The organism is Variovorax sp. 01N429 (assembly GCF_056399425.1).
This window is the reverse complement of the sequence record NZ_JBFTRG010000005.1, coordinates 281,713-303,156: the sequence shown is the minus strand read 5'-3', so window position 1 is coordinate 303,156 and position 21,444 is coordinate 281,713. Positions and strand designations below refer to the sequence as shown.

Below are 21,444 nucleotides of genomic sequence, written 5' to 3'. Positions count from 1 at the left end.
GAACCCGAGGAGACAAAGATGAGCCTGCCCGACACATTCAATTTCGCCGAGCACCTGTTCGCGGTCAATCGCGAGCGTGCGCAGAAGACCGCCTATGTCGACGATCGGGGCGCGCTTGGCTATGGCCAGCTCGAGGACCGGGCCCGCCGGCTCGCCGCCGCACTGCTCGCAGAGGGCGTGCGGCGCGAAGACCGCGTGCTGCTGTTGATGCTCGACACCAGCGACTGGCCGGTGAGCTTTCTCGGATGTCTCTATGCCGGCATCGTGCCAGTCGCTGTCAACACGCTGCTCACCGCCGACGACTACGCCTACATGCTGGCAAACAGCGGCGCCACGGCGGCGCTCGTGTCTGGCGCGCTGCTGCCCGTGCTGCAAGAAGCGATGGGCAAGGCACCGAACGAAGTCCGCACGTTGTTCGTGTCGCAGCCCGAAGGCCCCTTGACCGCCGGCACACACAACTTCGATTCGGCCATTGCGGCGCGCGAGCCGTTGACTGCGCCTGCCGCGACGTCGCCGCGCGACCACGCCTTTTGGCTCTATTCCTCGGGCTCGACCGGCAAGCCGAAGGGCACCGTGCATACGCACGGGAGCCCCTGGTGGACAGCAGAGCTTTACGGCAAGCCCGTGCTGGGCCTGACGGAAAACGACGTGTGCTTCTCGGCCGCGAAGATGTACTTCGCCTACGGTCTTGGCAATGCGCTGACCTTTCCGCTGTCGGTCGGGGCGACGGTGCTGCTGATGGCCGAGCGGCCGACGCCCGACGCGACCTTCAAGCGCTGGACAGGCGCGCACAAGCCCACCGTCTTCTTCGGCGCGCCGACCGGCTTCGCGGGCATGCTCGCGTCCCCTCGCCTTCCGCCGCGCGAGGCCGTCGCACTGCGCATGTGCTCCTCAGCGGGCGAGGCGCTGCCGGGCGAGATCGCACAGCGCTTCAAGCAGCACTTCGGCTGCGAGATCGTCGACGGCATTGGGTCGACGGAGATGCTGCATATCTTCATCTCCAACCGGCCCGGCGACATTCGCTACGGCACGACCGGCAAGCCCGTCGAAGGCTATGCCATCGAGTTGCGCGGCGAAGACGGAAAACCCGTTGGCGTTGGCGAAGTCGGCGACCTCTATATCAAGGGCCCGAGCACGGCCGTCATGTACTGGGGCAACCCGGAGAAGAGCGCCGAGACTTTCCGCGAAGGCTGGACCAAGAGCGGTGACAAGTATTCGCGTGACGCCGACGGCTACTACACCTACGCGGGGCGCAGCGACGACATGCTGAAGGTCAGCGGCATCTACGTCTCGCCCTTCGAGGTCGAGGCCACGCTCATGCAGCACCCCGCGGTTCTGGAGGCCGCGGTGATCGGCAAGGAAGACGCCGACGGGCTGACCAAAACCAAGGCCTACGTGGTGTGCAAGGACGGCCAATCGGTGTCCGAAGACGAGCTGAAGGCGTTCGTCAAGGAACGCCTCGCGCCGTACAAATACCCGCGCTTCATCGAGTTTGTCGACGAGTTGCCGAAGACCGCGACCGGAAAGATCCAGCGGTTCCGCCTCCGCGAGCGGGAGCAGCAGGCGTGATACCCGAATCCCGATTCGCCGCCATCCAGTGGCGGGGAAAACACGTGCGCATCGAATACGTGCGCATCGCACCTGAACGGACCCATGCGCCACTGCTCGTCTTCCTGCACGAGGGGCTCGGCTCGGTATCGATGTGGAAGGATTTCCCCGAGCGGCTGTGTGAGGCCGGCGGATTTCGCGGCCTTGTGTTTTCGCGCCCCGGCTACGGCCGTTCCACGCCGCGCGATGCCGATGAAGTGTGGGACGTCGACTTCATGCATCGCCAGGCACACGAGGTGCTGCCGGCCTTCTTCGACGCCATCGGCCTCCACGAAAGCCCTTGGCTCTTCGGGCATAGCGACGGCGGATCGATCTCTCTTCTGTACGCTGCGCGCTTCCCTGATCGCGTCGCGGGACTGGTCGTCCTGGCGCCGCACATCTTCGTGGAGGACGTGACCGTCGCCAACATCGAACTCGCCCGGCAGGCCTATCTGGAGACCGACCTGCCGAAGAAGCTGGGCCGCTATCACGATGAAGTGGACTCGGCCTTCTGGGGCTGGAACCACATCTGGCTCCATCCGCCCTTCCGTCAGTGGAACATCGAAGCGGAGCTGGACGGCATTCGTTGCCCGGTTCTTGCTATCCAGGGGATCGACGACGAATACGGGACGCTCCGCCAGATTCGCGGGATTGCCGAACGCGTGCCGCAAACAAGGCTTGTGGAGGTGCCGGACTGCGGGCATTCCCCGCATCGCGATCAACCCGAAACGGCGATAGTTGCGACCGTTTCTTTCGTGAATGAACACTCGGGAAACGCAGGGAAAACGCTTGATTGAGGGATAAATAGTTTAGCTATAAAGTATTGTCGCCTCGCGCATCGGCGGACGCACCCTGGAAAACGGACCGGCAGGTCGCAACCCACTGAATTTTCAACAAGGAGTCATCCATGAGCACCCGCATCGCACGCACCACGCTGACAGCCCTCGCGCTGGCCTGTATCGCCACGCTCGGACACGCCCAACAAGGCAAGCTGAAGGTGGGCATGATGCTTCCGTACAGCGGCACGTACGCGGCGCTCGGCGTGGCGATCGAGAACGGCTTCAAGCTGCGCATCGAAGAACAGGGCGGCAAGCTCGGCGGCCGCGAGATCGAGTTCGTGAAGGTCGACGACGAATCCGATCCCGCCAAAGCGACGGACAACGTCAACAAGCTCATCAAGCGCGACAACGTCGATGTCATCATCGGCACCGTGCATTCCGGTGTCGCCATGGCGATGGCCAAGGCCGCCAAGGAAAGCGGCACCGTGCTGATCGTGCCCAATGCCGGCGCCGATGCCGTGACCGGCCCGATGTGCGCGCAGAACATCTTCCGCAGCTCGTTCTCCAATTGGCAGCCCGCCTATGCCATGGGCGACGTCGCCGGCAAGCAGGGCAAGAAGAAGGCCATGACCATCACCTGGAAGTACGCGGCGGGCGACGAGTCCGTGGCGGGATTCAAGGAAGGCTTCGAGAAGGCCGGCGGCAAGGTCGAAAAGCAACTCACGGTTCCCTTCCCGAATGTGGAGTTCCAGGCGCTCCTGACCGAGATCGCGGCAGCCAAGCCGGACGTGGTGTATGCCTTCTTCGCGGGCGGCGGCGCGGTCAAGTTCGTCAAGGACTACGCTGCGGCCGGTCTCAACAAGACCATCCCGCTCGTCGGCCCCGGCTTCCTGACCGACGGCACGCTCGAAGCGCAGGGCGAAGCCGCACAAGGCATGCAGACCACCCTGCACTATGCAGACGGCCTGAACACGCCGCGCGACACCAGCTTCCGCACCGCCTATGCCAAGTCGTTCAAGCTGCAGCCCGACGTCTACGCGGTGCAAGGCTATGACGCGGCCCAGATGCTGGCGGTCGGCCTCAATGCCGTGAAGGGCGACATCTCGAAGAAGGCCGAATTCGCGGCCGCCATCGAAAAGGCCAAGATCGACAGCCCACGCGGCACCTTCACGATGAACAAGGCGCACAACCCCGTGCAGGACATCTACCTGCGCAAGGTCGAAGGCCACGAGAACAAGCTGGTCAACATTGCCGTGAAGAACCTGGCCGACCCGGCCCGCGGTTGCAAGCTTTGACTCGCCCCCAGGCTTCGCGCGCTTCGTGTCGCTTCGCCTACCCTACCGGGGGCGACGCCAGCGGCCCGGCAAAGCCGGTTCCGCGGCGTCTCCCGGATGGGCGCTGACCCTCAACGTACTTAACCTAGAACTGCGACGTGGACTTCGGTACCTTTCTTGTTCAGTGCTTGAACTCCGTGCAGTACGGGTTGTTGCTGTTCCTCGTTGCTTCCGGCTTGACGCTGATCTTCGGCATCATGGGCGTGATCAATCTCGCCCACGGAAGCTTCTACATGCTTGGCGCCTACATGGCGTTCGCGCTGTCGCCGCTCTTTGGTGACCAGTTCATCGTGATGCTCGTGGCGGGCGTGGTGCTCGCCGCGGTGTTCGGCTACGCGCTGGAGTGGGCCTTCTTCAGCTACCTGTACCAGCGCGATCACCTGCAGCAGGTGCTGATGACCTACGGCCTGATCCTCGTCTTCGAGGAGCTGCGCTCGCTGCTGGTGGGCAACGACGTCCATGGCGTGAAGGCGCCACCATGGCTGGACGGAAGCTTTGCCCTGGGCGATCTCATGAGCTATCCCTGGTATCGGCTCTTTGCTTCCGCAGCGTGCGTGTTGCTGGCGGTCGGCCTGTACTTTGTGGTCAACCGCACGCGGCTGGGAATGATGATCCGTGCCGGCGCGAGCAACCGCGACATGGTGCGCGGGCTCGGCATTGACATCCGCAGGCTCTACCGGATCGTGTTCGCAGCCGGCGTCGCCTTGGCTGCACTGGCCGGCATGATCGCTGCACCCATGTCGTCCGTCTATCCAGGCATGGGCGCGAGCGTGTTGATCATCTGCTTCGTGGTGGTGGTGATCGGCGGCATCGGCTCGATCACCGGCGCACTGGTCGCCTCACTGCTGGTGGGCTTCGTCGACACCTTCGGCAAGGTGTTCTTCGCCGAGCTGAGCGGCATGGGTGTGTATGTGCTGATGGCGATGGTGCTCATCTGGCGCCCCGAAGGACTCATGGGGAAAAGGCTCTGAGCATGCAACGCGCTTCCTTCTTTCTGCCGCTTGCCTGCGCCATCGCATTGGCCTTGCTCGGCCCCAGCCTGAGCCCCTATGTCTCGGACTTCATCGTGAAAGTGATGATCCTTTCGATCTTCGCCCTGAGCCTCGAACTGCTGGTGGGCATGACCGGACTCGTGAGCCTTGGCCACGCGGCGTTCTACGGCATTGGCGCTTACGCGACGGTGCTCGGCTCGGGGAAGGACGGCGGCTCTATTGCCTTCCTGCTCCCACTCGCGATGGGCTCCGCCGCCGCCTACGCACTCGTCGTCGGTGCACTGAGCCTGCGCACGCGCGGCGTGTACTTCATCATGGTGACGCTGGCCTTCGCACAGATGGCCTTCTTCGTGTTTCACGACACGGCCTTTGGAGGCGGCAGCGACGGCATTTACATGTACATCCGCCCTGCCCTCGGCGCGCTCGACATGGACAACGGCCGCGTCCAGTTCTATGTCGTGCTGGCGGCGCTCATCGGCACCTACGGCTTTCTCGCGCTGGTCCGGCGTTCGCGCTTCGGTGCAGCGTTGGCCGGTATTCGCGTCAACGAGCAGCGCATGCGCGCCGCGGGTTTTCCGGTGTATGGCTACAAGCTCGCGGCCTTTGTCATCGCGGGTGCGCTGGCGGGCTTGGCAGGCTTCCTGGTGGCCGCGCGCGACGGCGTCGTCAACCCTGAACTGCTGGCTTGGCACAACTCGGGCGAGGTGCTGCTGATGATCATCCTGGGCGGTCTCGGCCATCTGCGCGGCGCGGTGATCGGCGCGATCGCTTTCACCCTGCTGAAGGAACTGTTGTCGACGCAAGCGCTGGTTGGCCCGCTCGCGGATCACTGGCAGTTGACGCTGGGCCTTGCCATCATCGCCTTCGTCGCGCTGCTGCCCAAGGGCATCATCGGCATCGCGTCGCGGCTCTCGCCGGCACCTTCGCCAAGAGGTGCGCCATGAGCGCGGAGGCCCGCATGAGCACGAGCACCTTGCTCGCAGTCGAAACACTGACTCGCCGCTTCGGCGGACTGGTGGCCGTCAACGCCGTGACGCTCGACTTGCGCCGAGGCGAAGTGCATGCAGTGATCGGCACCAATGGCGCCGGCAAGTCCACGCTGATCAACATGCTCTCGGGTGAGATCAGCGCATCGGATGGCCGCATTTCGCTCGACGGCGAGGACATCACGGGACGCGCGCAATTCCGCCGCGCGCTTGCGGGCGTGGGCAGAAGCTATCAGCGCACCACGATTTTTCCGGAGTTCACGGTCCTGGAGAACTGCCGCCTCGCCGCGCAAGCCGCAACGCCGCGGCCATGGGCGATCTGGCAGTCGTCGCGGCAGTGCGCCGACAGCAACGCGGCCGCGCGCGAGTCGCTGTCCGCCGCCGGCCTCGATGCCGTCGCCGAACGCATCGCCGGCACGTTGAGCCACGGTGCCAAGCGGCAACTCGAAGTCGCGATGTGCCTGGCCACCAAACCGCGCGTGCTGCTGCTTGACGAGCCGCTCGCGGGCATGGGCGCCGAAGAAACCGAGCGCATGCTGGGTCTGCTGACCAAGCTCAAGACTTCGCATGCGATCCTTCTCGTCGAGCACGATATGGATGCCGTCTTCCGCATCGCGGATCGAATCACGGTGATGGTCAACGGGACCGTCATTGCGACGGGCGACCCCGCATCGATCCGGCAGAACCCGGACGTGCGCACAGCCTACCTCGGCGAGGACCACTGAGATGCTTCAAGTCGAAGGCCTCAATACCTATTACGGCGACAGCCACATCCTGCGCGGCGTCGATGTCGAAATTCCTGCCGCCACTTCAGTCGGGCTGCTCGGCCGCAACGGCATGGGCAAGACCACGCTCATCCGCTCACTGATGGGCTATGTGCGTCCGGCCTCGGGACACGTGCGTCTCGACGGGCAGGAAGTCACGGCATGGCCGCCGGAAAAAATGGCGCGCCGCGGCATCGGCTACGTGCCCGAAGGCCGCGGCATCTTCCCCAATCTTTCCGTGCGTGAAAACCTCGTGATGAGCGCGCGCCCCGGCATCGACGGCAGGCGCGACTGGACCTTCGACCGTGTGATGGCGACCTTCCCGCGGCTGACGGAGCGGCTCTCGCACGGTGGCCAGCAGTTGTCCGGCGGCGAACAGCAGATGCTTTCGATTGGCCGCGCGCTGATGACGAATCCGCGCCTGATGATCCTTGACGAAGCAACCGAGGGCCTCGCGCCGCTGATCGTGACCGAGATCTGGCGCGTGATCAGCGACATCCGCGCCACCGGTATCGCGACACTGATCGTCGACCGCGATTGGCGCAAGGTTCTGTCGCACACCGAGCGGGCCGTCGTGATGGAAAAGGGCCGCATCGTGCGGCATGGCGCGTCGGCCGAGCTGCTGGTTTCGCCGGCGGTGCTCGAGGAATTGCTTGGCGTGTAGGCGCCGTCGCGAAGTACTCCGCCGCAGAGGCGAGTTCGGGAGACAAGACAATGACGATGCGCGATTTCTTCAACGACGAAACCCAGCTCGCGCCACCGCGCACGGTGCGCATCGATTTCGACGACGGCTCTTTCGCGCTGCGCTCGCCCGTCGCGCTCAAGCCTTACGCACGGTGCATCGGCGAATGGCTCGAGCGCTGGGCGCGCGAGACGCCGGATGCGCTTGCCCTGGCGGAACGCGATGACAGCGGCGAAGGCTGGCGCACTCTCGACTACCGCGGCTTGCGCCGTGCCGTCGGCGCCGTCGCGCAAGGCCTGCTGCATCTGGGCGTGCCGAAGGGCCGGCCTGTGGTGATCCTGTCGGACAACGCCATCGATCACGCGGTGCTGATGCTTGCCACGATGCACATCGGCCGCACCGCATGTTCCCTGTCCAGCGCCTATTCGCGCATGGCCAAGGACCCGACGCGGCTGCACGGCATTCTGCGTGCGCTGGATCCCGCGCTGATCTACGCGTCCGATGCGAAGGTGTACGGCCCGGCGTTGGCTGGCTGCGGGGTCGATGCGGTCACGGTGTTCAGCCGCCACGCCGACACGCACTCGGGCGCGCAAGCCTTCGAGCGCCTGATGCAGACCGTCGAGACGCCCGCCGTCATGCAGGCTTTCGAGGCCATCGTGCCGGACGACCACGCCAAGTACCTGCTGACCTCCGGCTCAACGGGCCGGCCCAAGATCGTGATCAACACGCACCGGATGCTGTGCGCCAACCAGCAGATGATGGCGCAGACCTGGCGTTTCCTCGAAAAGGAAAAGCCGGTGCTCGTCGACTGGCTGCCCTGGAGCCACACCTTCGGCGCGAACCACAACCTGAACATGGTGCTGTGCCACGGCGGCACGCTCTATATCGACGAGGGGCGGCCTGCGCCGGGGTTGATCGAGAAGACGCTGCGCAATCTGCGCGAGGTTCGGCCGACGCTGCTCTTCAACGTGCCGCGCGGCTTCGACATGCTGCTGCCATTCCTGGAAGCCGACGAGGCGCTGGCGGCCGAAGTACTGTCACGACTGAGGCTGGCGTTCTACGCGGCCGCCGGGCTGGCGCCATCGACATGGAAACGGCTCGAAGCGGTGGCGCAGCGCGCGCGGCCTTCGCGTCCGCTGTGGCTCACGACATCATGGGGCGCGACCGAGACTTCACCCGCCATCACCTCGGCGCACTGGCAGCTGGACGGCGCCGGATGCATCGGTGCGCCGCTGCCCGGGCTCGAGTTGAAGTTCGTGCCCAACGGAGACAAGCTGGAGATGCGCGTCAAAGGCGTATCGGTGTTCCCCGGCTACCGCAACGCACCACGCGAAAGCGCCGAAGCCTTTGACGAAGAGGGCTACTACCGCATCGGCGACGCCGGTTACCTCGCGGATGCGCAACGGCCCGAGCGCGGCGTGATGTTCCACGGGCGCGTGGCGGAGGACTTCAAGTTGTCCAGCGGGACCTGGGTGTCGGTCGGCACGCTGCGCGTCGACCTGATCTCGCGCCTCGCCCCCTTGGCGCAGGACATCGTGATCACCGGCCATGACCGCGCCGAGGTCGGCATGCTGGTGTTTGCCAGTCCACAGGCTGCGGCGCGACCACGCGAGGACTTGCACGCCGCGCTGCACCGGGTGATGCGCGAGTTGCAAGAGGCAGGCGCCGGCTCGTCCCAATGCCCAGTCCGCGCGCTGGTGCTCGACGCACCGCCGGACATCGACGCCGGAGAGATCACCGACAAGGGCTACATCAATCAGCGTGCCGTGCTTTCCCGGCGCGCCGCGGAAGTCGATCGCCTGCACGGTGAGGCGCCCGATCCTCACGTCGTGCGCGTGAACTGAGGGCGCGATTCGTCAGTGCAACGCAAGGCGGCTGGCTAGAATCCGCGCGATTGCCAGCATGAGGATTGGAATTGAGAAGGTGGCTTTTGTTGCTCAGCCTCGTAGGTTGCGGCGCCCAGGCAGAGAACCAATGGTTCACCGTGACCGGCAATCCGGTTGACGCGTCGGTCGACACCGTGCAGGTGAATCCCGTCGCCACGAAAGCCGAAGGCAATCTGCGGACCATGACCGTGCGCGTCAGCCGCAAGGAGCAACGCTTCAACTGGGAAAAGACGCCTTACCGTTCGTACGAGTCGAGCGTGCTGTTCGACTGCCGCGCCCGCAAGGCCAACTACATCTCCGCCACGTTCTATGCGGCGCCGCTTTGGCAAGGCCCGGCCGGCAAGACGATCAACTACGGGAACAGCCCGCCTCCGATGCTGTTCCGCGATGCCGACCCCAACCCGACGAATCGCATCATCCGGGCAGCCTGCCAGGTCACGGCAGGCTAGCCGGCGGTAAGCCGCAAAACAAGTGGCCGAAAAAAAACGGCCCGCACGAGGCGGGCCGAACGATCCCTCTTTGCAGAAGATCCCTGGAGAACCAGCCTCTTTATCGGCCGCGCCGCTGAAAAGTTGAGGACAGGGGATGGGAAGTGTGCGCGTGCTCACGAGGCACCGTATCCTATCGACCCCAAAACCACTGAACTCTTCTTTCTCTCTCATGATGAAGACAAAACTGTTTGCGCTGGCGGCTGTTGCCGCGCTTGGATCGGGCAGTGCCCTTGCGCAAAAGGCTGGCGACTGGCAAGTCGGCGCCGGCTGGTTCCATCTCTCCCCCCAGGACTCCAGCGAGCCGCTGACCTTCACCTCGCCGGTCCACACCGTCGTACCCGGCTCCGGCGCCAGCGTGAGCAATTCAGACACGCTGGGCCTCAACGCCACCTACTTCGTCGATAGCCACTGGGCCGTCGAAGGCGTGCTTGGCATCCCGCCGAAATTCAAGCTCGATGGCGTCGGCACGCTGGGCCCAATCGGCGAACTCGGCGAAGCGCGGCAGTGGAGCCCCACCCTGCTCGCCAAGTACTACTTCAACGAAGGCGAAGCCAAGTTTCGACCGTACGTCGGCCTCGGCGCCACTTACGTCTGGTACAGCGACGTGAGCCTTACGCCCGGGCTCCAGGGCGCCCTGGCCAATCGCATCGGCATCCCGGCAGCCGCGTCGTCGACCACGGCCAAGATCGACAGCAAGTTTGCGCCGGTGTTCAACGTGGGCGCCGCCTATCAGTTCGATGCGCATTGGGGCGTGTCCTTCTCGGTGTCCTACATTCCGCTGCGCACCAAGGCCAATCTGACGACGACGGCGCTCGGTGTGCCCGTTGCAACGAGCGAATCGAGCCTGAAGCTCAATCCGATCGTTCCGTACCTCGCGCTGACGTACAAGTTCTAAGCACCGCAGCGCCGGTCCCCTCAAGTTCTTCGGTTTCCAGCCGATATGCGTTGGCGCACTCCTTCGCATCTTCTGGAATCACGATCATGTTCTTGAGCAATATCTCCATTGGCAGGCGCCTGGCCTTTGTGCTGGGTGCCATCCTCGCCCTCTTTCTCGCAAGCAGCGTCTTTGCCGTACTGAAGCTGCGTGAACTTGGCGTGGAGATTGACGGCATGGTCAATGACAGCGTCAAGACCGAGCGCGCCGGTTCCGACTGGCTGCGCCACACGACCTCGGGCGTGCAGCGGGCGGCCGCCATTGCCAAGAGCAGCGATTCGAGCTTGATCGCCTATTTCGCGCCGGCGACCGCGGCTTCGATCAAGGAAACCAACGAGCTGCAGAAATTCATCGAAGGCCAGATGAACAAGCCCGAAGAGCGCGAGCTCTTCGAGAAAGTCGGCGAGCTGCGCAAAGCCTATCTCGCCGCGCGCGAAGAGGTCAGCAAGCTCAAGCTGGCTGGCGATCTCGAAGGCGCCGACAAGGTGTTCACCTCGCGCTTCGAGCCAACCTCGGTCAACTATCTCGCGGGCGTGCAGCGCATGGTGGACATGCAACGCGCAGAGTTGGATGCGGCGGCGCAGCGCGGCCAGAACCTCCGCGCGCAGACGAGCACGCTGCTGACCGTCTGCACGGCGATGTCTCTCGCGCTGGGCAGCTTGCTGGCCTGGCTTCTCGCACGCAGCATCACGCGTCCGCTGCGAAAGGCCGAGACAATGGCGCAGGCCATTGCCGCGATGGACCTGACGGACACAGCGCAAAGCAGCTATGCCAACGACGAGACCGGACGGCTGCTGCGCGCCATCGATGCGATGCGCTCGGCGCTGCACACATCACTGCATCAAGTTCAGGACGTGGTGGTGAACGTCTCCACAGCCAGCACACAGATCGCCACGGGCAACCAGGACTTGTCCTCGCGCACCGAAGAGCAGGCGAGCTCGCTGGAGCAGACCGCCGCTTCGATGGAAGAGCTCACCTCGACCGTCAAGCAGAACGCCGACAACGCGCGCCAAGCCAATCAGCTTGCGGTGTCCGCTTCCGAAGTGGCGGTCAAGGGCGGCAGTGTCGTGAACCAGGTGGTCGACACGATGGGCTCCATCAATGCATCGTCGCGCAAGATCGTCGACATCATTGGCGTCATCGACGGCATCGCCTTCCAGACCAACATCCTTGCCTTGAATGCAGCAGTCGAAGCCGCCCGCGCTGGCGAGCAAGGCCGCGGCTTTGCCGTCGTGGCCTCCGAAGTGCGCAGCCTGGCCCAACGCTCAGCCGCCGCAGCCAAGGAAATCAAGACGCTCATCGGCGACTCGGTAGAAAAAGTCGAGGAAGGCAGCAAGCAGGTGGCCGAAGCCGGCAAGACCATGGAAGAGATCGTCGACAGCGTCAAGCGCGTGACGGACATCATGGGCGAGATCACTGCCGCGAGCCAGGAGCAGACCTCGGGCATCGAGCAGATCAACCAGGCTATCACGCAGATGGACCAGGTCACGCAGCAGAACGCGGCGCTGGTCGAAGAAGCATCGGCAGCAGCGCAATCGCTGCAGGAGCAGGCCGGCAGTCTCTCGCACGTCGTGAGTGTGTTCCGTCTCGCTGATGGGCGGAAAGCGCAACAGACGCCGCCCGCGCGAACCGCGCCTGCACCTTCCGCAAGCGGCAAGGCCAAGTCGGCTGCGAAGCCGGCGCCCCAGGCGTCCACTCCCGTCGCGCTCGCATCGGGCGGTGATTGGGAATCTTTCTGAACGCTTGAAAGCGACAGGGGTCAAGCGTCCCGGGTCTCTAGACCTCCGGGCCGGACCCAGGATCGGACTGCTCCTCGCGAAAGCGCTTTTCGGCCGCGGTCAAATGCGTTGTCAACACGTGCGAGATCACGTTGATGCCGAGGCCGGCGAACAACGCTGGAAGCAGGTAAAGCGCAACGCGGAGTTCCGAGATGAAGAGCACGTCGTCAGCGAGTGACGGCGTCGCAGCCGCTGTCGTGGCCAGTCGCTGGAGCAAGTACACGTCCACCCCGGCGATGGCGACCAGCGAGAACCCGAGCACGAGCACAGTCATTCGCGAGATGGCCTGCTTGGCAATCAGGACCGCATAGATGCAGAACGGCAGCACCACGGAGACAGCCACCATCACCCAGAACCTTGCTTCCGTGAAGACCGAATAGCTGACGTGCATGGCTGGACACCTCGTAGGGCTGCGTGATCTAGCGAAAGCGGCGAGCTTGGCATCAAGCTGCTCCGGGATTGTCTAGCCAGCGTAAAGAAAATTGAACGACGCGATCACCTGGGCTTCGGCGCGGGCGCGCCAGGGCTGCGCTTCCTGGCTTCTTCGTCGCCCAGGAGCTTGTCCATCTGCTGGCCGATGCGAGCACCGATCGCAGTGCCCACGCCGGGCAGCACCGCGGTCCCGACCGCGGCACCTGTGAGCGCCGCGCCGGTCAGCGAAACGACAGGCGCGTCGAGCGTGCCACCGAGCTTGAGGGGCACGCCAAGCACTCCGTCGACGACGTCGATCGCTGCTTCCCCGTCCAGCCGGCGATTGACCACGGTCGCGCTGCCGCTGGCTTTGAGGACACCGGAGCGTGCCTTCAATCCGATGTAGTGGAGGATCACGCCGTCGTCCGAATTCTGCGTGTCCAGTGTGCCGCTTAGCGAGTCGAGGGGCGTCTGGCCGCCGCGCGCGGAATTGCCGGTCACGGCCTTCGTCAGATCGAAGCCCATGAGAGTGGCGGGCGCCACCGTGAATCGCGTGCGCGTATGCAATCGCCTGAAAAGTTCGCCCACGTCGTCGCCTTCCGAATCGATGTCGGTCTGCCCCTGAATGCGGCCGTCGACAACACCATGGCGGCCGAAACTACGGACCAGCAAACGCACATCCACATTCTTTGGCGTCAGTTGCGCCATAAGCCGCAGGCGACCTTTGTCATCGATTTGAAGTTCGCTGGTGCCGTTCCACGTGCCGTCTGCCACGTCGATCAATGTGCGCCAGCGGTCCTCTTTGCCTTCACGCTCGATGCGCAGGCGGGCGGGCGGCGTGATGCCCGACCTCTGGATCTCGCCTGAGCGCGGCCGCCAGTTCTGATCGAAGCGAAGGTCGAGATCGTAGGTAAGCGCAATGTCGCGGCGGTCGATCCATGTCACATCGCGCATGCGCACGCGTTCGACGGGGACGTCGGCGAGCTTCCATGCGCCCGCCAGAACGATCGGGCCGTTCTCGCCTTTCCATCGCCCGCGGAAATCGCGCACCGACGCCCTGGGCAGCGTCGCCCCGTCGATCTCGATCAGCGCGATGGACACCTGTCGATGCCAGAGCGAAGACAGCCTCGGCCGCACAACAAGTCGCCGGACGGTGATCGGCCGTGCCTGGACCGTGGCGACATCCTCCAGCACGATCACCGGCGACGGCCGCAATGCCCAGTGGGCTGATCCGACCCGCAAGCTGATCCCAGAGGCTTTCTCGAAGCGCGATGCAACTTCAGCGGCGAAGGCTTCGTCGCTCGGCAGGAGTTGGCGGATCCACAGGGCCGCCCCGAGAAGCAGCAGTACCGCCAAGGCAACGGAAAAAGCCATCCAACGGCGAGCCTGCGTCATGATGCGAGCTTCGCCGGTCCGGGTGGTCGGCGCTGTCAGCCGTGAGCGCGTCGTTTTCAGCGGTAATCGCTATAGTTTTGGCCAACTCAACTGGAGACATGTTCAATGCGCATCTGGAAAAAAGATATCTCGATCGAAGAACTGACCCGAAGCCACGTGGACACGACTGTCGCCAACCTCGGCATCGAATTCATGGAAGTCGGGGACGATTTCATCCGTGCGCGCGTGCCGGTGGACAAACGCACCGTACAGCCCTACGGCATCCTGCACGGCGGTGTGTCGGTAGTGCTGGCTGAAACGCTCGGATCGTGCGGCGCCCATTATTCGGCGCCCGAGGGCCACCGCGCAGTGGGACTGGACATCAATGCGAACCATCTCAAGTCGGCCTCCAGCGGCTGGGTGACCGGCACGGCGCGCCCGGTGCATCGCGGCCGCACGACGCAGGTGTGGCAGATCGACTTGACCAACGAAGACGGCGAACTGACCTGCGTCTCCCGCATCACGATGGCGGTGCTGGCGCCGCGCGGTGGCTGACGCACCCTGCTTCCGGTTCCACAAGATTTTGACAACAACAACGAGGAGCGAAAACCATGAGCGATACGGATTCCTACCTTCCCCGGTGGCGCAAAGTCTCGGCTTCCGCGGGCAGCATCGTCGCGCCCGACGAGCGGCTGGCATGGCCGCAGACCACCGCAATGGGCGTTCAGCATGTGATTGCAATGTTCGGCTCGACCGTGCTGGCGCCAATCCTGATGGGCTTCAACCCCAACATCGCAATTCTGATGAGCGGCATCGGGACGCTGTTGTTCTTCTTCATCACCCGCGGACGAGTGCCGAGCTATCTTGGATCGAGCTTCGCCTTCATCGGGGTGGTGATCGCCGCCAGCGGCTATTCGGGATCAGGGCCCAACACCAACTTGGGCGTCGCACTCGGCGGCATCATCGTCTGCGGCCTGGTCTATGTGCTGATCGGCATCCTGGTTGCATTCACCAATGAGCGGCGCACCCGCCGCGCTCCCGTGCGCGGCCTCGAAGGCATCGAGGTGGAGGAAGTCGAGCAGGACGTCGCGGTGCATTGGATCGAGCGGATGATGCCGCCGGTGGTCACCGGCGCAGTGGTCGCCGTGATCGGGCTCAATCTGGCGAGCGTGCCGATCAAGAACATGGCGCCCACCGGCTTCGACACCTGGATGCAGGCGTTGACCTTCCTCTGCGTGGGCCTGATCGCGGTCTACACGCGCGGCATGATCCAGCGGCTGTTGATCCTCATGGGCTTGATTGCCGCGAGCGTGATCTATGCGGTGCTGACGAATGGCTTGGGCCTGGGCAAACCCATCGACCTCGGTCCGCTGGCAGCGGCGCCATGGTTCGGCATGCCGACCTTCTCGTCGCCGGTGTTCCAGGTCAACGCGATACTGCTGATCGCGCCGGTGGCGGTCATCCTCGTGGCCGAGAACCTCGGCCATCTGAAGGCAGTCGGCGCGATGACCGGACGCGATCTCAACCCATACCTCGGGCGCGCGTTCATCGGCGACGGCATCGCGACCATGGTGAGCGGCGCTGTCGGCGGCACCGGCGTGACGACCTACGCCGAGAACATCGGCGTGATGGCTGCAACCAAGATCTACTCGACCGCCATCTTCGTCGTGGCAGCGCTGATCGCGCTAGTGCTGGGCTTCAGCCCGAAATTCGGTGCGCTGGTGCAGGCGATCCCGCTTTCGGTCATGGGCGGCGTGAGCATCGTAGTGTTCGGCCTCATTGCCGTGTCGGGCGCGAAGATCTGGGTCGACAACCGGGTCGACTTCTCGCAGAACAAGAACTTGATCGTGGCCGCAATCACGCTGGTCCTCGGCACAGGCGACTTCACGCTCAAGTTCGGCCAGTTCGCGCTCGGCGGCATCGGCACCGCGACCTTCGGTGCGATCCTGCTCTATGCACTGCTGGCGCGAACCCGCGACTGAGAAGAGAACGAAAAACGGGACTCCAAAGGAAATGCAACGTCGTGAAAGAGATGTTGTGCCGCGTCATAGAGACCGCAGAGTTTCACGGCGCGGAAGCCACTCCCGTTAGACTCCAACGCTTTTCGAACCTACGTTTTCCATGGCCGATGCTTCCGCCGCGCGCACCAAGGCGGTATTCGAATTCAAGAGCGCCACGCTGCCGCTGATCGCCGTCATTCTCAAGACGGTTGATCTCGATGTACTGGCGGAAGCGCTCGACGCCCAATTGGCGGACTCGCCCGACTTCTTCGAACAGGAGCCGGTGGTCATCGACCTCTCGCAACTCCAGGAAGACCAGTCTGAAGCCGACATCGATTTCGCGGCGCTGCGTGAGCTGCTGGCGCGGCATCAGACACAGCCCGTCGCGGTGCGTGGCGGCAGCAATGCCCAGAACATCGCCGCGCGGGCGGCGGGACTGTCGATCACCGCGATGCCGGCCACACCTGCTCCACGTGCGCCTGCACCGCCGGCCGAGCCGCCAAGCGAAGCTCCGCAGATCGTTCGCGAGGTACCGGTGCCGGCCAACGGCACGCTCGTCATCGACAAGCCCTTGCGTTCGGGCCAGCAGGTGTACGCGCGAGGCGGCGACGTGATCGTGACCGCCGTGGTGAGCTTCGGCGCCGAAGTCATCGCTGACGGCAACGTGCACGTCTACGCGCCGTTGCGCGGCAAGGCGATCGCCGGAGCACGCGGAGACACGGGAGCACGCATCTTCACGACCTGCATGGAGGCGCAGCTGGTGGCCATCGCCGGCATCTACCGCACGGCCGAAGTCGCACTGCCGGACGAGATCGCCGGCAAGACGGCGCAGATCTCGCTGGATGGCAAAAAGATCGTGATGAATCCGATCCTCTGATCCGGCTTCGAAAAGCAGAACAACCCAAACGAACAAAGAAGGAATGGCAATGGCCAAAATTGTGGTGGTGACCTCGGGCAAAGGCGGCGTTGGCAAGACGACCACGAGCGCGAGCTTTGCATCGGGGCTCGCCCTCGCGGGCAAGAAGACGGCCGTGATCGACTTCGACGTCGGGCTGCGGAACCTGGACTTGATCATGGGTTGCGAGCGCCGGGTGGTGTTCGACCTGATCAACGTGATCCAGGGCGAAGCCAACCTGAGTCAGGCGCTCATCAAGGACAAGCATTCCGACAACCTGTACGTGCTGGCCGCTTCGCAAACCCGCGACAAGGACGCACTCACACAGGAAGGCGTCGAGAAGATCCTGAAGGAGCTCGCCGACCAAGGCTTCGACTACATCGTGTGCGACTCTCCCGCGGGCATCGAGGTCGGCGCGCTGATGGCCATGCACTTTGCCGACGAGGCACTTGTCGTGACCAACCCCGAAGTCTCTTCGGTGCGCGACTCCGATCGCATCCTGGGAATGCTGAGCTCCAAGACCAAGCGCGCCAAGGAAGGCGGCGAGCCCATCAAGGAGCACCTGCTGATCACGCGCTACAACCCCAATCGGGTGGCAGGCGGCCAAATGCTGTCGCTGGAAGACATCCAGGACATCCTGCGCATCAAGCTCATCGGCGTGATTCCCGAATCAGAGAGCGTGCTGCAGGCTTCCAACCAGGGCGTGCCTGCCATCCACGACAAGGAAACCGACGTGGCCCAGGCCTACAGCGACGTGGTGGCACGCTTCCTCGGTGAGGAAAAGCCGATGCGCTTCATCGACGCCGAGAAGCCCGGCTTCTTCAAACGAATCTTCGGAACGAGGTAGCCATGTCACTTTTTTCCTTTCTGCTGGGCGAAAAGAAGAAGACGGCAAGCGTCGCCAAGGAACGGCTGCAGATCATCCTCGCGCACGAGCGCAGCAGCTTGGGCGGAAAGCGCCCCGACTACCTGCCCGAGTTGCAGCGCGAACTGATTGCCGTGATCTCGAAGTACGTGTCGATCAAGGCCGAGGACATCAAGGTTCACCTCGAAAAGCAGGACGACCTCGAGGTGCTCGAGGTCAAGATCGAGCTGCCGGACGCCGCACTCGCGGCGCGCTGAACGCGGATTGTGCGGAGTCGCACGGCTTCGCCGCGCGGCGAAATCGTCATGCGGGGCTTCCATCGGACGGCACTGTGGGCGTATCGTGCTGACTCCAACATCAACCTGGAGACACCGCACCATGGCAACCAGCAAAACGAGCGCCACCGCCGCGAAAAAGGCGAGCTCCCCGCGGGGCGCGGCCGCTGAAGACATTCAGGACGCCTTCATCAAGCCGCTCAAGGGCATGGCCGATCGCCTTCAGAACCTGCCTCTGGCAGGTGCCGCCGGCGCCATCGTCGAAGGCGGGCGCAAGGATCTGCAGGCCCTCATGCAGGCCAACGAGAAGTCCTACCAGGGACTGCAAGCGGTGGTGCAACGCCAGACGGAAATGCTCAAGACATCGATCCAGGAGTGGCAAGGCACGGTGAAAGGCATGTCGGCCGGCGACCCACGCGAGAACATCGCCAAGCTCGATGCAATGGGAAAGGCAGCTTTCAAGCAAGCCCTGGATGACATCCGCGAGCTGTCGGAGATGGCGGCCAAGTCGCAGGCGGAGGCCTTCGATGTCGTCCGCAAGCGCATCAGCGACAACGTCGACGAAGTCAGCAAGCTTTTGCGCGTGCGCAAGTAGCGCGCCGTGAGCCCCGGCGGCTCAGTGTTTCTCCTGCGCGAAAACGAGAAATAGGTCCGCGACGTCGGCAGCAAGAGGCGTACATTGGTGCGGTTTACCTTTGCGATCCGACTACCTACGTATCAGCCATGGCATCGATTTCTCAGACGCGCGCATCTTCCAAGGCGGCCAGCGAGGCCGCCGACCGTGAACGGTTGCGGCAGGCACTGCCCGCCACCGTCGATCACCTCCAAAATCATCAGGCCGGCCTGATCGACGGCGACGACATCGATGCCTATGTGAAACTGAACTGGCTCGAGTGGCACGGTGGCGGACTTCGGCTCACCATCACGGGCCGCAATGTCTGCGCACAGATGGCGCCATCGGCCAGCTGATCAGGACTCGACTTTGCGGGGTTGCCCGGAAAGGCGATTACCGCGGTGCCACTCGGCGTAAGGCTGCAAGTACCCACGGCCAATGAACTGCGGCTGCTGGTGGACTTGCCGATGCTCGCCGTCCGCGGCCGGTGAATGGCCGGTCTGCGGCGGCGCTTGCTCACTGCGGGTGCGCTGGTCGGGGGTCACCGGGCGCTGATGATCTCTCGCAAAAGCGCCTCCGGCCATGGTCATCGCCAGGACGCAGACAACGGCAGTCAAGCTTTTCGACTTGCTCATCTGGAACTCCCTCCATATTGAAGTGGCGCACAGTGTGGGCCGGACATGTATGCGTCGGATGAAGCAAAGGTAACTTCTGGTTCATGTCGGCCCTGCCCCGTCGTCGGCGGCTGCGCGCGCCATGCGCTCGCTCTTCCAGTACACATCGTCGCCGCCGTCCACACGATTCAGCACGCGCGCCAGCACGAACAGCAGGTCGCTCAGCCGATTCAGGTAACGCCGCAGCGTATCGTTGATCTCGCTCTGCGCGCCAAGGGATACGACCGCTCGCTCCGCGCGGCGCGCTACCGTTCGGCACACGTGCGCGAGAGAAGCGGCGCGAGTGCCCGCCGGCAGGATGAATTCGGCCAGCCTGGGCAAAGTGGCGTTGTGATCCGCGAGTGCGTTGTCGATCTGCAGCAGCGCCTCTTCCTTGAGCAGCGTGAATCCCGGCATGGACAATTCGCCGCCGAGGTTGAAAAGCTGATGCTGCACGTCGACCAGCAGGTCGCGCACCCTGGCGGGCATCGGCTCACAGAGCAGCACGCCAATGTGCGAATTGAGTTCGTCGACGTCGCCCATCGCCTGAACACGCAGGTGATCCTTTGGGACGCGTGTGTTGTCGCCCAGGCCGGTGGTGCCGTCGTCGCCAGTGCGCGTCGCAATTTGTGTGAGTCGGTTGCCCATGGGTGCCCTGTATCTTCCGGGTGATTCGTAGAATGGTAGACCCTTCAGGAGACAGCCGATGAACGCCCCCACCGCCCTTTCGCATCTGACGCCGGAGATTGCGCTGCGAGAGGTACCCGACGCACTGCTCCAGGCTCTGAAGGCGCGCTTCGGCGATCAATGCTCCACCGCACTTGCAGTGCGCACGCAACACGGACGCGACGAATCGTCTTTCGACGCGCCTCCTCCTTCGGCGGTGGTCTTTGCCGAGAGCACGCAGGACGTGGCCGATGCGGTCAAGCTGGCAAGCGACTTCAGCGTGCCGGTGATTCCCTTCGGCGTCGGTTCGTCGCTCGAGGGGCACTTGCTGGCCGTGCAGGGTGGTATCAGCATCGACGTGAGCCGCATGAACCGCGTGCTGTCGATCAACGCCGACGATCTGACCGTGACCGTGCAGCCTGGCGTGACGCGCAAACAGCTCAATGAAGAAGTCAAGAGCACGGGGCTGTTCTTCCCGATCGATCCGGGCGCGGACGCCTCGATCGGCGGCATGGCGGCGACGCGGGCCAGCGGTACAAACGCCGTTCGCTATGGCACCATGCGCGAGAACGTCCTGGGGCTCGAAGTCGTTACGGCGAGCGGCGAGGTGATCCGCACGGGCACGCGCGCCAAGAAATCTTCGGCCGGCTACGACCTCACGCGTCTGCTGGTCGGCAGCGAAGGCACGCTCGGTGTCATCACCGAAGTCACCCTGCGCATCTATCCCTTGCCCGAAGCCGTATCGGCTGCCATTTGCTCATTCCCGAGCATCGAGGCGGCTGTGCGCACCACCATCGAAATCATCCAGCTGGGCGTTCCGATCGCACGCGTGGAACTGATCGACGTGAATACAGTGCGGATGGTCAATGCCTACGCCAAGCTCAACCTGCGCGAAGAACCCATGTTGCTGATGGAGTTCCATGGGTCGCCGGGCGGGGTGAAGGAGCAGGCTGAAACCGTGCAGGAACTGGCGAGCGGCCACGGCGGAAACGCCTTCGAGTGGGCCAGCACACCCGAAGAGCGCACACGGCTCTGGACTGCGCGCCACAACAGCTATTTCGCGGCGGTGCAGTCGCGCCCGGGTTGCCGCGTGATTTCGACCGACACCTGCGTGCCTATATCGCGCTTGGCCGATTGCCTGCTGGAGTCTGTCGCGGAAGCTGACGCGAGCGGCATTCCCTATTTCCTCGTCGGCCATGTTGGCGACGGCAATTTCCACTTTGGCTATCTTCTGGACCCCAACGCACCGGAAGAGCGCGTAACAGCGGAGAAGCTGAATCACTCCTTGGTGTCCCGGGCCTTGGCGCTCGAAGGAACCTGTACCGGCGAACACGGGGTCGGCCTGCACAAGATGGGCTTCCTGGTGACGGAAGCCGGTGCCGGAGCGATCGACATGATGCGGACGATCAAGCGCGCACTTGACCCGAAAAACATCATGAACCCCGGGAAGATCTTCAGCCTCTGAGGTTCACCTGCGGC

23 protein-coding genes are annotated in these 21,444 nt (G+C 63.9%); 19 read left to right on the top strand and 4 right to left on the bottom strand.

What is annotated here, in order from left to right:
* Window positions 1–18 precede the first annotated feature (18 nt).
* The 11 genes from AC1DSF_RS11915 to AC1DSF_RS11865 all read left to right on the top strand — a co-directional run bounded on the left by AC1DSF_RS11915 (window position 19) and on the right by AC1DSF_RS11865 (window position 12,174).
* Window positions 19–1,569 (top strand): benzoate-CoA ligase family protein, encoded by a 1,551-nt coding sequence (locus AC1DSF_RS11915; RefSeq protein ID WP_478144823.1) that lies wholly within the window; start codon window positions 19–21, stop codon window positions 1,567–1,569.
* Window positions 1,570–1,613: 44 nt separating this feature from the next.
* Window positions 1,614–2,384 (top strand): alpha/beta fold hydrolase, encoded by a 771-nt coding sequence (locus AC1DSF_RS11910; protein WP_478182877.1) that lies wholly within the window; start codon window positions 1,614–1,616, stop codon window positions 2,382–2,384.
* 110 nt (window positions 2,385–2,494) lie between these two features.
* Window positions 2,495–3,661, top strand: a complete 1,167-nt coding sequence (locus AC1DSF_RS11905) for an ABC transporter substrate-binding protein (protein ID WP_478128491.1) — start codon at window positions 2,495–2,497, stop codon at window positions 3,659–3,661.
* Window positions 3,662–3,798: 137 nt separating this feature from the next.
* Window positions 3,799–4,671 carry a branched-chain amino acid ABC transporter permease gene (locus AC1DSF_RS11900; RefSeq protein ID WP_478128492.1) on the top strand — a complete coding sequence of 291 codons (873 nt, stop codon included), beginning with the start codon at window positions 3,799–3,801 and terminating at the stop codon, window positions 4,669–4,671.
* A gap of 2 nt (window positions 4,672–4,673) precedes the next feature.
* Complete coding sequence (locus tag AC1DSF_RS11895) at window positions 4,674–5,636, top strand: branched-chain amino acid ABC transporter permease (RefSeq protein WP_478182876.1); 963 nt, start codon at window positions 4,674–4,676, stop codon at window positions 5,634–5,636.
* A 14-nt stretch (window positions 5,637–5,650) separates the two neighbouring features.
* Window positions 5,651–6,403, top strand: coding sequence for an ABC transporter ATP-binding protein (locus AC1DSF_RS11890; protein ID WP_478182875.1), 753 nt, complete (start codon window positions 5,651–5,653; stop codon window positions 6,401–6,403).
* Between the two features lies 1 nt (window position 6,404).
* Window positions 6,405–7,106, top strand: coding sequence for an ABC transporter ATP-binding protein (locus AC1DSF_RS11885; protein ID WP_478128495.1), 702 nt, complete (start codon window positions 6,405–6,407; stop codon window positions 7,104–7,106).
* Between the two features lie 56 nt (window positions 7,107–7,162).
* Window positions 7,163–8,968, top strand: a complete 1,806-nt coding sequence (locus tag AC1DSF_RS11880) for a feruloyl-CoA synthase (RefSeq protein WP_478182907.1) — start codon at window positions 7,163–7,165, stop codon at window positions 8,966–8,968.
* Between the two features lie 71 nt (window positions 8,969–9,039).
* Window positions 9,040–9,459, top strand: a complete 420-nt coding sequence (locus tag AC1DSF_RS11875) for a surface-adhesin E family protein (protein ID WP_478182874.1) — start codon at window positions 9,040–9,042, stop codon at window positions 9,457–9,459.
* A gap of 214 nt (window positions 9,460–9,673) precedes the next feature.
* Complete coding sequence (locus AC1DSF_RS11870) at window positions 9,674–10,396, top strand: OmpW/AlkL family protein (RefSeq protein ID WP_478128504.1); 723 nt, start codon at window positions 9,674–9,676, stop codon at window positions 10,394–10,396.
* An 86-nt stretch (window positions 10,397–10,482) separates the two neighbouring features.
* Window positions 10,483–12,174: a methyl-accepting chemotaxis protein gene (locus AC1DSF_RS11865; RefSeq protein ID WP_478182873.1), complete on the top strand. Its 1,692-nt coding sequence runs from the start codon at window positions 10,483–10,485 to the stop codon at window positions 12,172–12,174.
* Window positions 12,175–12,211: 37 nt separating this feature from the next.
* Here AC1DSF_RS11865 and AC1DSF_RS11860 read toward each other — a convergent pair whose 3' ends face one another.
* Together AC1DSF_RS11860 and AC1DSF_RS11855 are read right to left on the bottom strand one after the other, a co-directional pair.
* Complete coding sequence (locus AC1DSF_RS11860; RefSeq protein ID WP_478127632.1) at window positions 12,212–12,604, bottom strand: hypothetical protein; 393 nt, start codon at window positions 12,602–12,604, stop codon at window positions 12,212–12,214.
* Window positions 12,605–12,708: 104 nt separating this feature from the next.
* On the bottom strand, window positions 12,709–14,019 hold the full coding sequence (locus tag AC1DSF_RS11855; RefSeq protein WP_478182872.1) for an AsmA family protein: 1,311 nt from the start codon (window positions 14,017–14,019) through the stop codon (window positions 12,709–12,711).
* 105 nt (window positions 14,020–14,124) lie between these two features.
* On the opposite strand from AC1DSF_RS11855, the gene AC1DSF_RS11850 reads away from it, so the two are divergent.
* The 7 genes from AC1DSF_RS11850 (at window position 14,125) to AC1DSF_RS11820 (ending at window position 19,002) form a co-directional block, all read left to right on the top strand.
* Complete coding sequence (locus tag AC1DSF_RS11850; protein WP_478127630.1) at window positions 14,125–14,553, top strand: hotdog fold thioesterase; 429 nt, start codon at window positions 14,125–14,127, stop codon at window positions 14,551–14,553.
* 56 nt (window positions 14,554–14,609) lie between these two features.
* Window positions 14,610–15,980: a solute carrier family 23 protein gene (locus tag AC1DSF_RS11845; RefSeq protein WP_478127629.1), complete on the top strand. Its 1,371-nt coding sequence runs from the start codon at window positions 14,610–14,612 to the stop codon at window positions 15,978–15,980.
* Window positions 15,981–16,119: 139 nt separating this feature from the next.
* Entirely contained in the window at window positions 16,120–16,875 is a 756-nt protein-coding gene (gene minC, locus AC1DSF_RS11840) for a septum site-determining protein MinC (RefSeq protein WP_478127628.1), read from the top strand.
* Window positions 16,876–16,924: 49 nt separating this feature from the next.
* The gene (minD, locus tag AC1DSF_RS11835; RefSeq protein WP_478127627.1) at window positions 16,925–17,740 is read left to right on the top strand and encodes a septum site-determining protein MinD; all 816 of its coding nucleotides are present in this window, start codon (window positions 16,925–16,927) and stop codon (window positions 17,738–17,740) included.
* 2 nt (window positions 17,741–17,742) lie between these two features.
* A complete protein-coding gene (gene minE / locus AC1DSF_RS11830; protein ID WP_478127626.1) occupies window positions 17,743–18,015 on the top strand; it encodes a cell division topological specificity factor MinE in 273 nt (90 codons plus the stop codon).
* Window positions 18,016–18,136: 121 nt separating this feature from the next.
* Window positions 18,137–18,628, top strand: coding sequence for a TIGR01841 family phasin (gene phaP / locus AC1DSF_RS11825; RefSeq protein WP_478127625.1), 492 nt, complete (start codon window positions 18,137–18,139; stop codon window positions 18,626–18,628).
* A gap of 128 nt (window positions 18,629–18,756) precedes the next feature.
* Window positions 18,757–19,002, top strand: coding sequence for a hypothetical protein (locus tag AC1DSF_RS11820; RefSeq protein ID WP_478127624.1), 246 nt, complete (start codon window positions 18,757–18,759; stop codon window positions 19,000–19,002).
* Here AC1DSF_RS11820 and AC1DSF_RS11815 read toward each other — a convergent pair whose 3' ends face one another.
* Both AC1DSF_RS11815 and AC1DSF_RS11810 read right to left on the bottom strand, forming a co-directional pair.
* Entirely contained in the window at window positions 19,003–19,281 is a 279-nt protein-coding gene (locus AC1DSF_RS11815; RefSeq protein ID WP_478127623.1) for a hypothetical protein, read from the bottom strand. It abuts the gene before it with no gap.
* Between the two features lie 81 nt (window positions 19,282–19,362).
* Window positions 19,363–19,947, bottom strand: a complete 585-nt coding sequence (locus AC1DSF_RS11810) for a cob(I)yrinic acid a,c-diamide adenosyltransferase (protein ID WP_478127622.1) — start codon at window positions 19,945–19,947, stop codon at window positions 19,363–19,365.
* 58 nt (window positions 19,948–20,005) lie between these two features.
* Between AC1DSF_RS11810 and AC1DSF_RS11805 the strand changes: the two genes are divergently transcribed.
* Entirely contained in the window at window positions 20,006–21,430 is a 1,425-nt protein-coding gene (locus AC1DSF_RS11805; protein ID WP_478144810.1) for an FAD-binding oxidoreductase, read from the top strand.
* Window positions 21,431–21,444 lie beyond the last annotated feature (14 nt).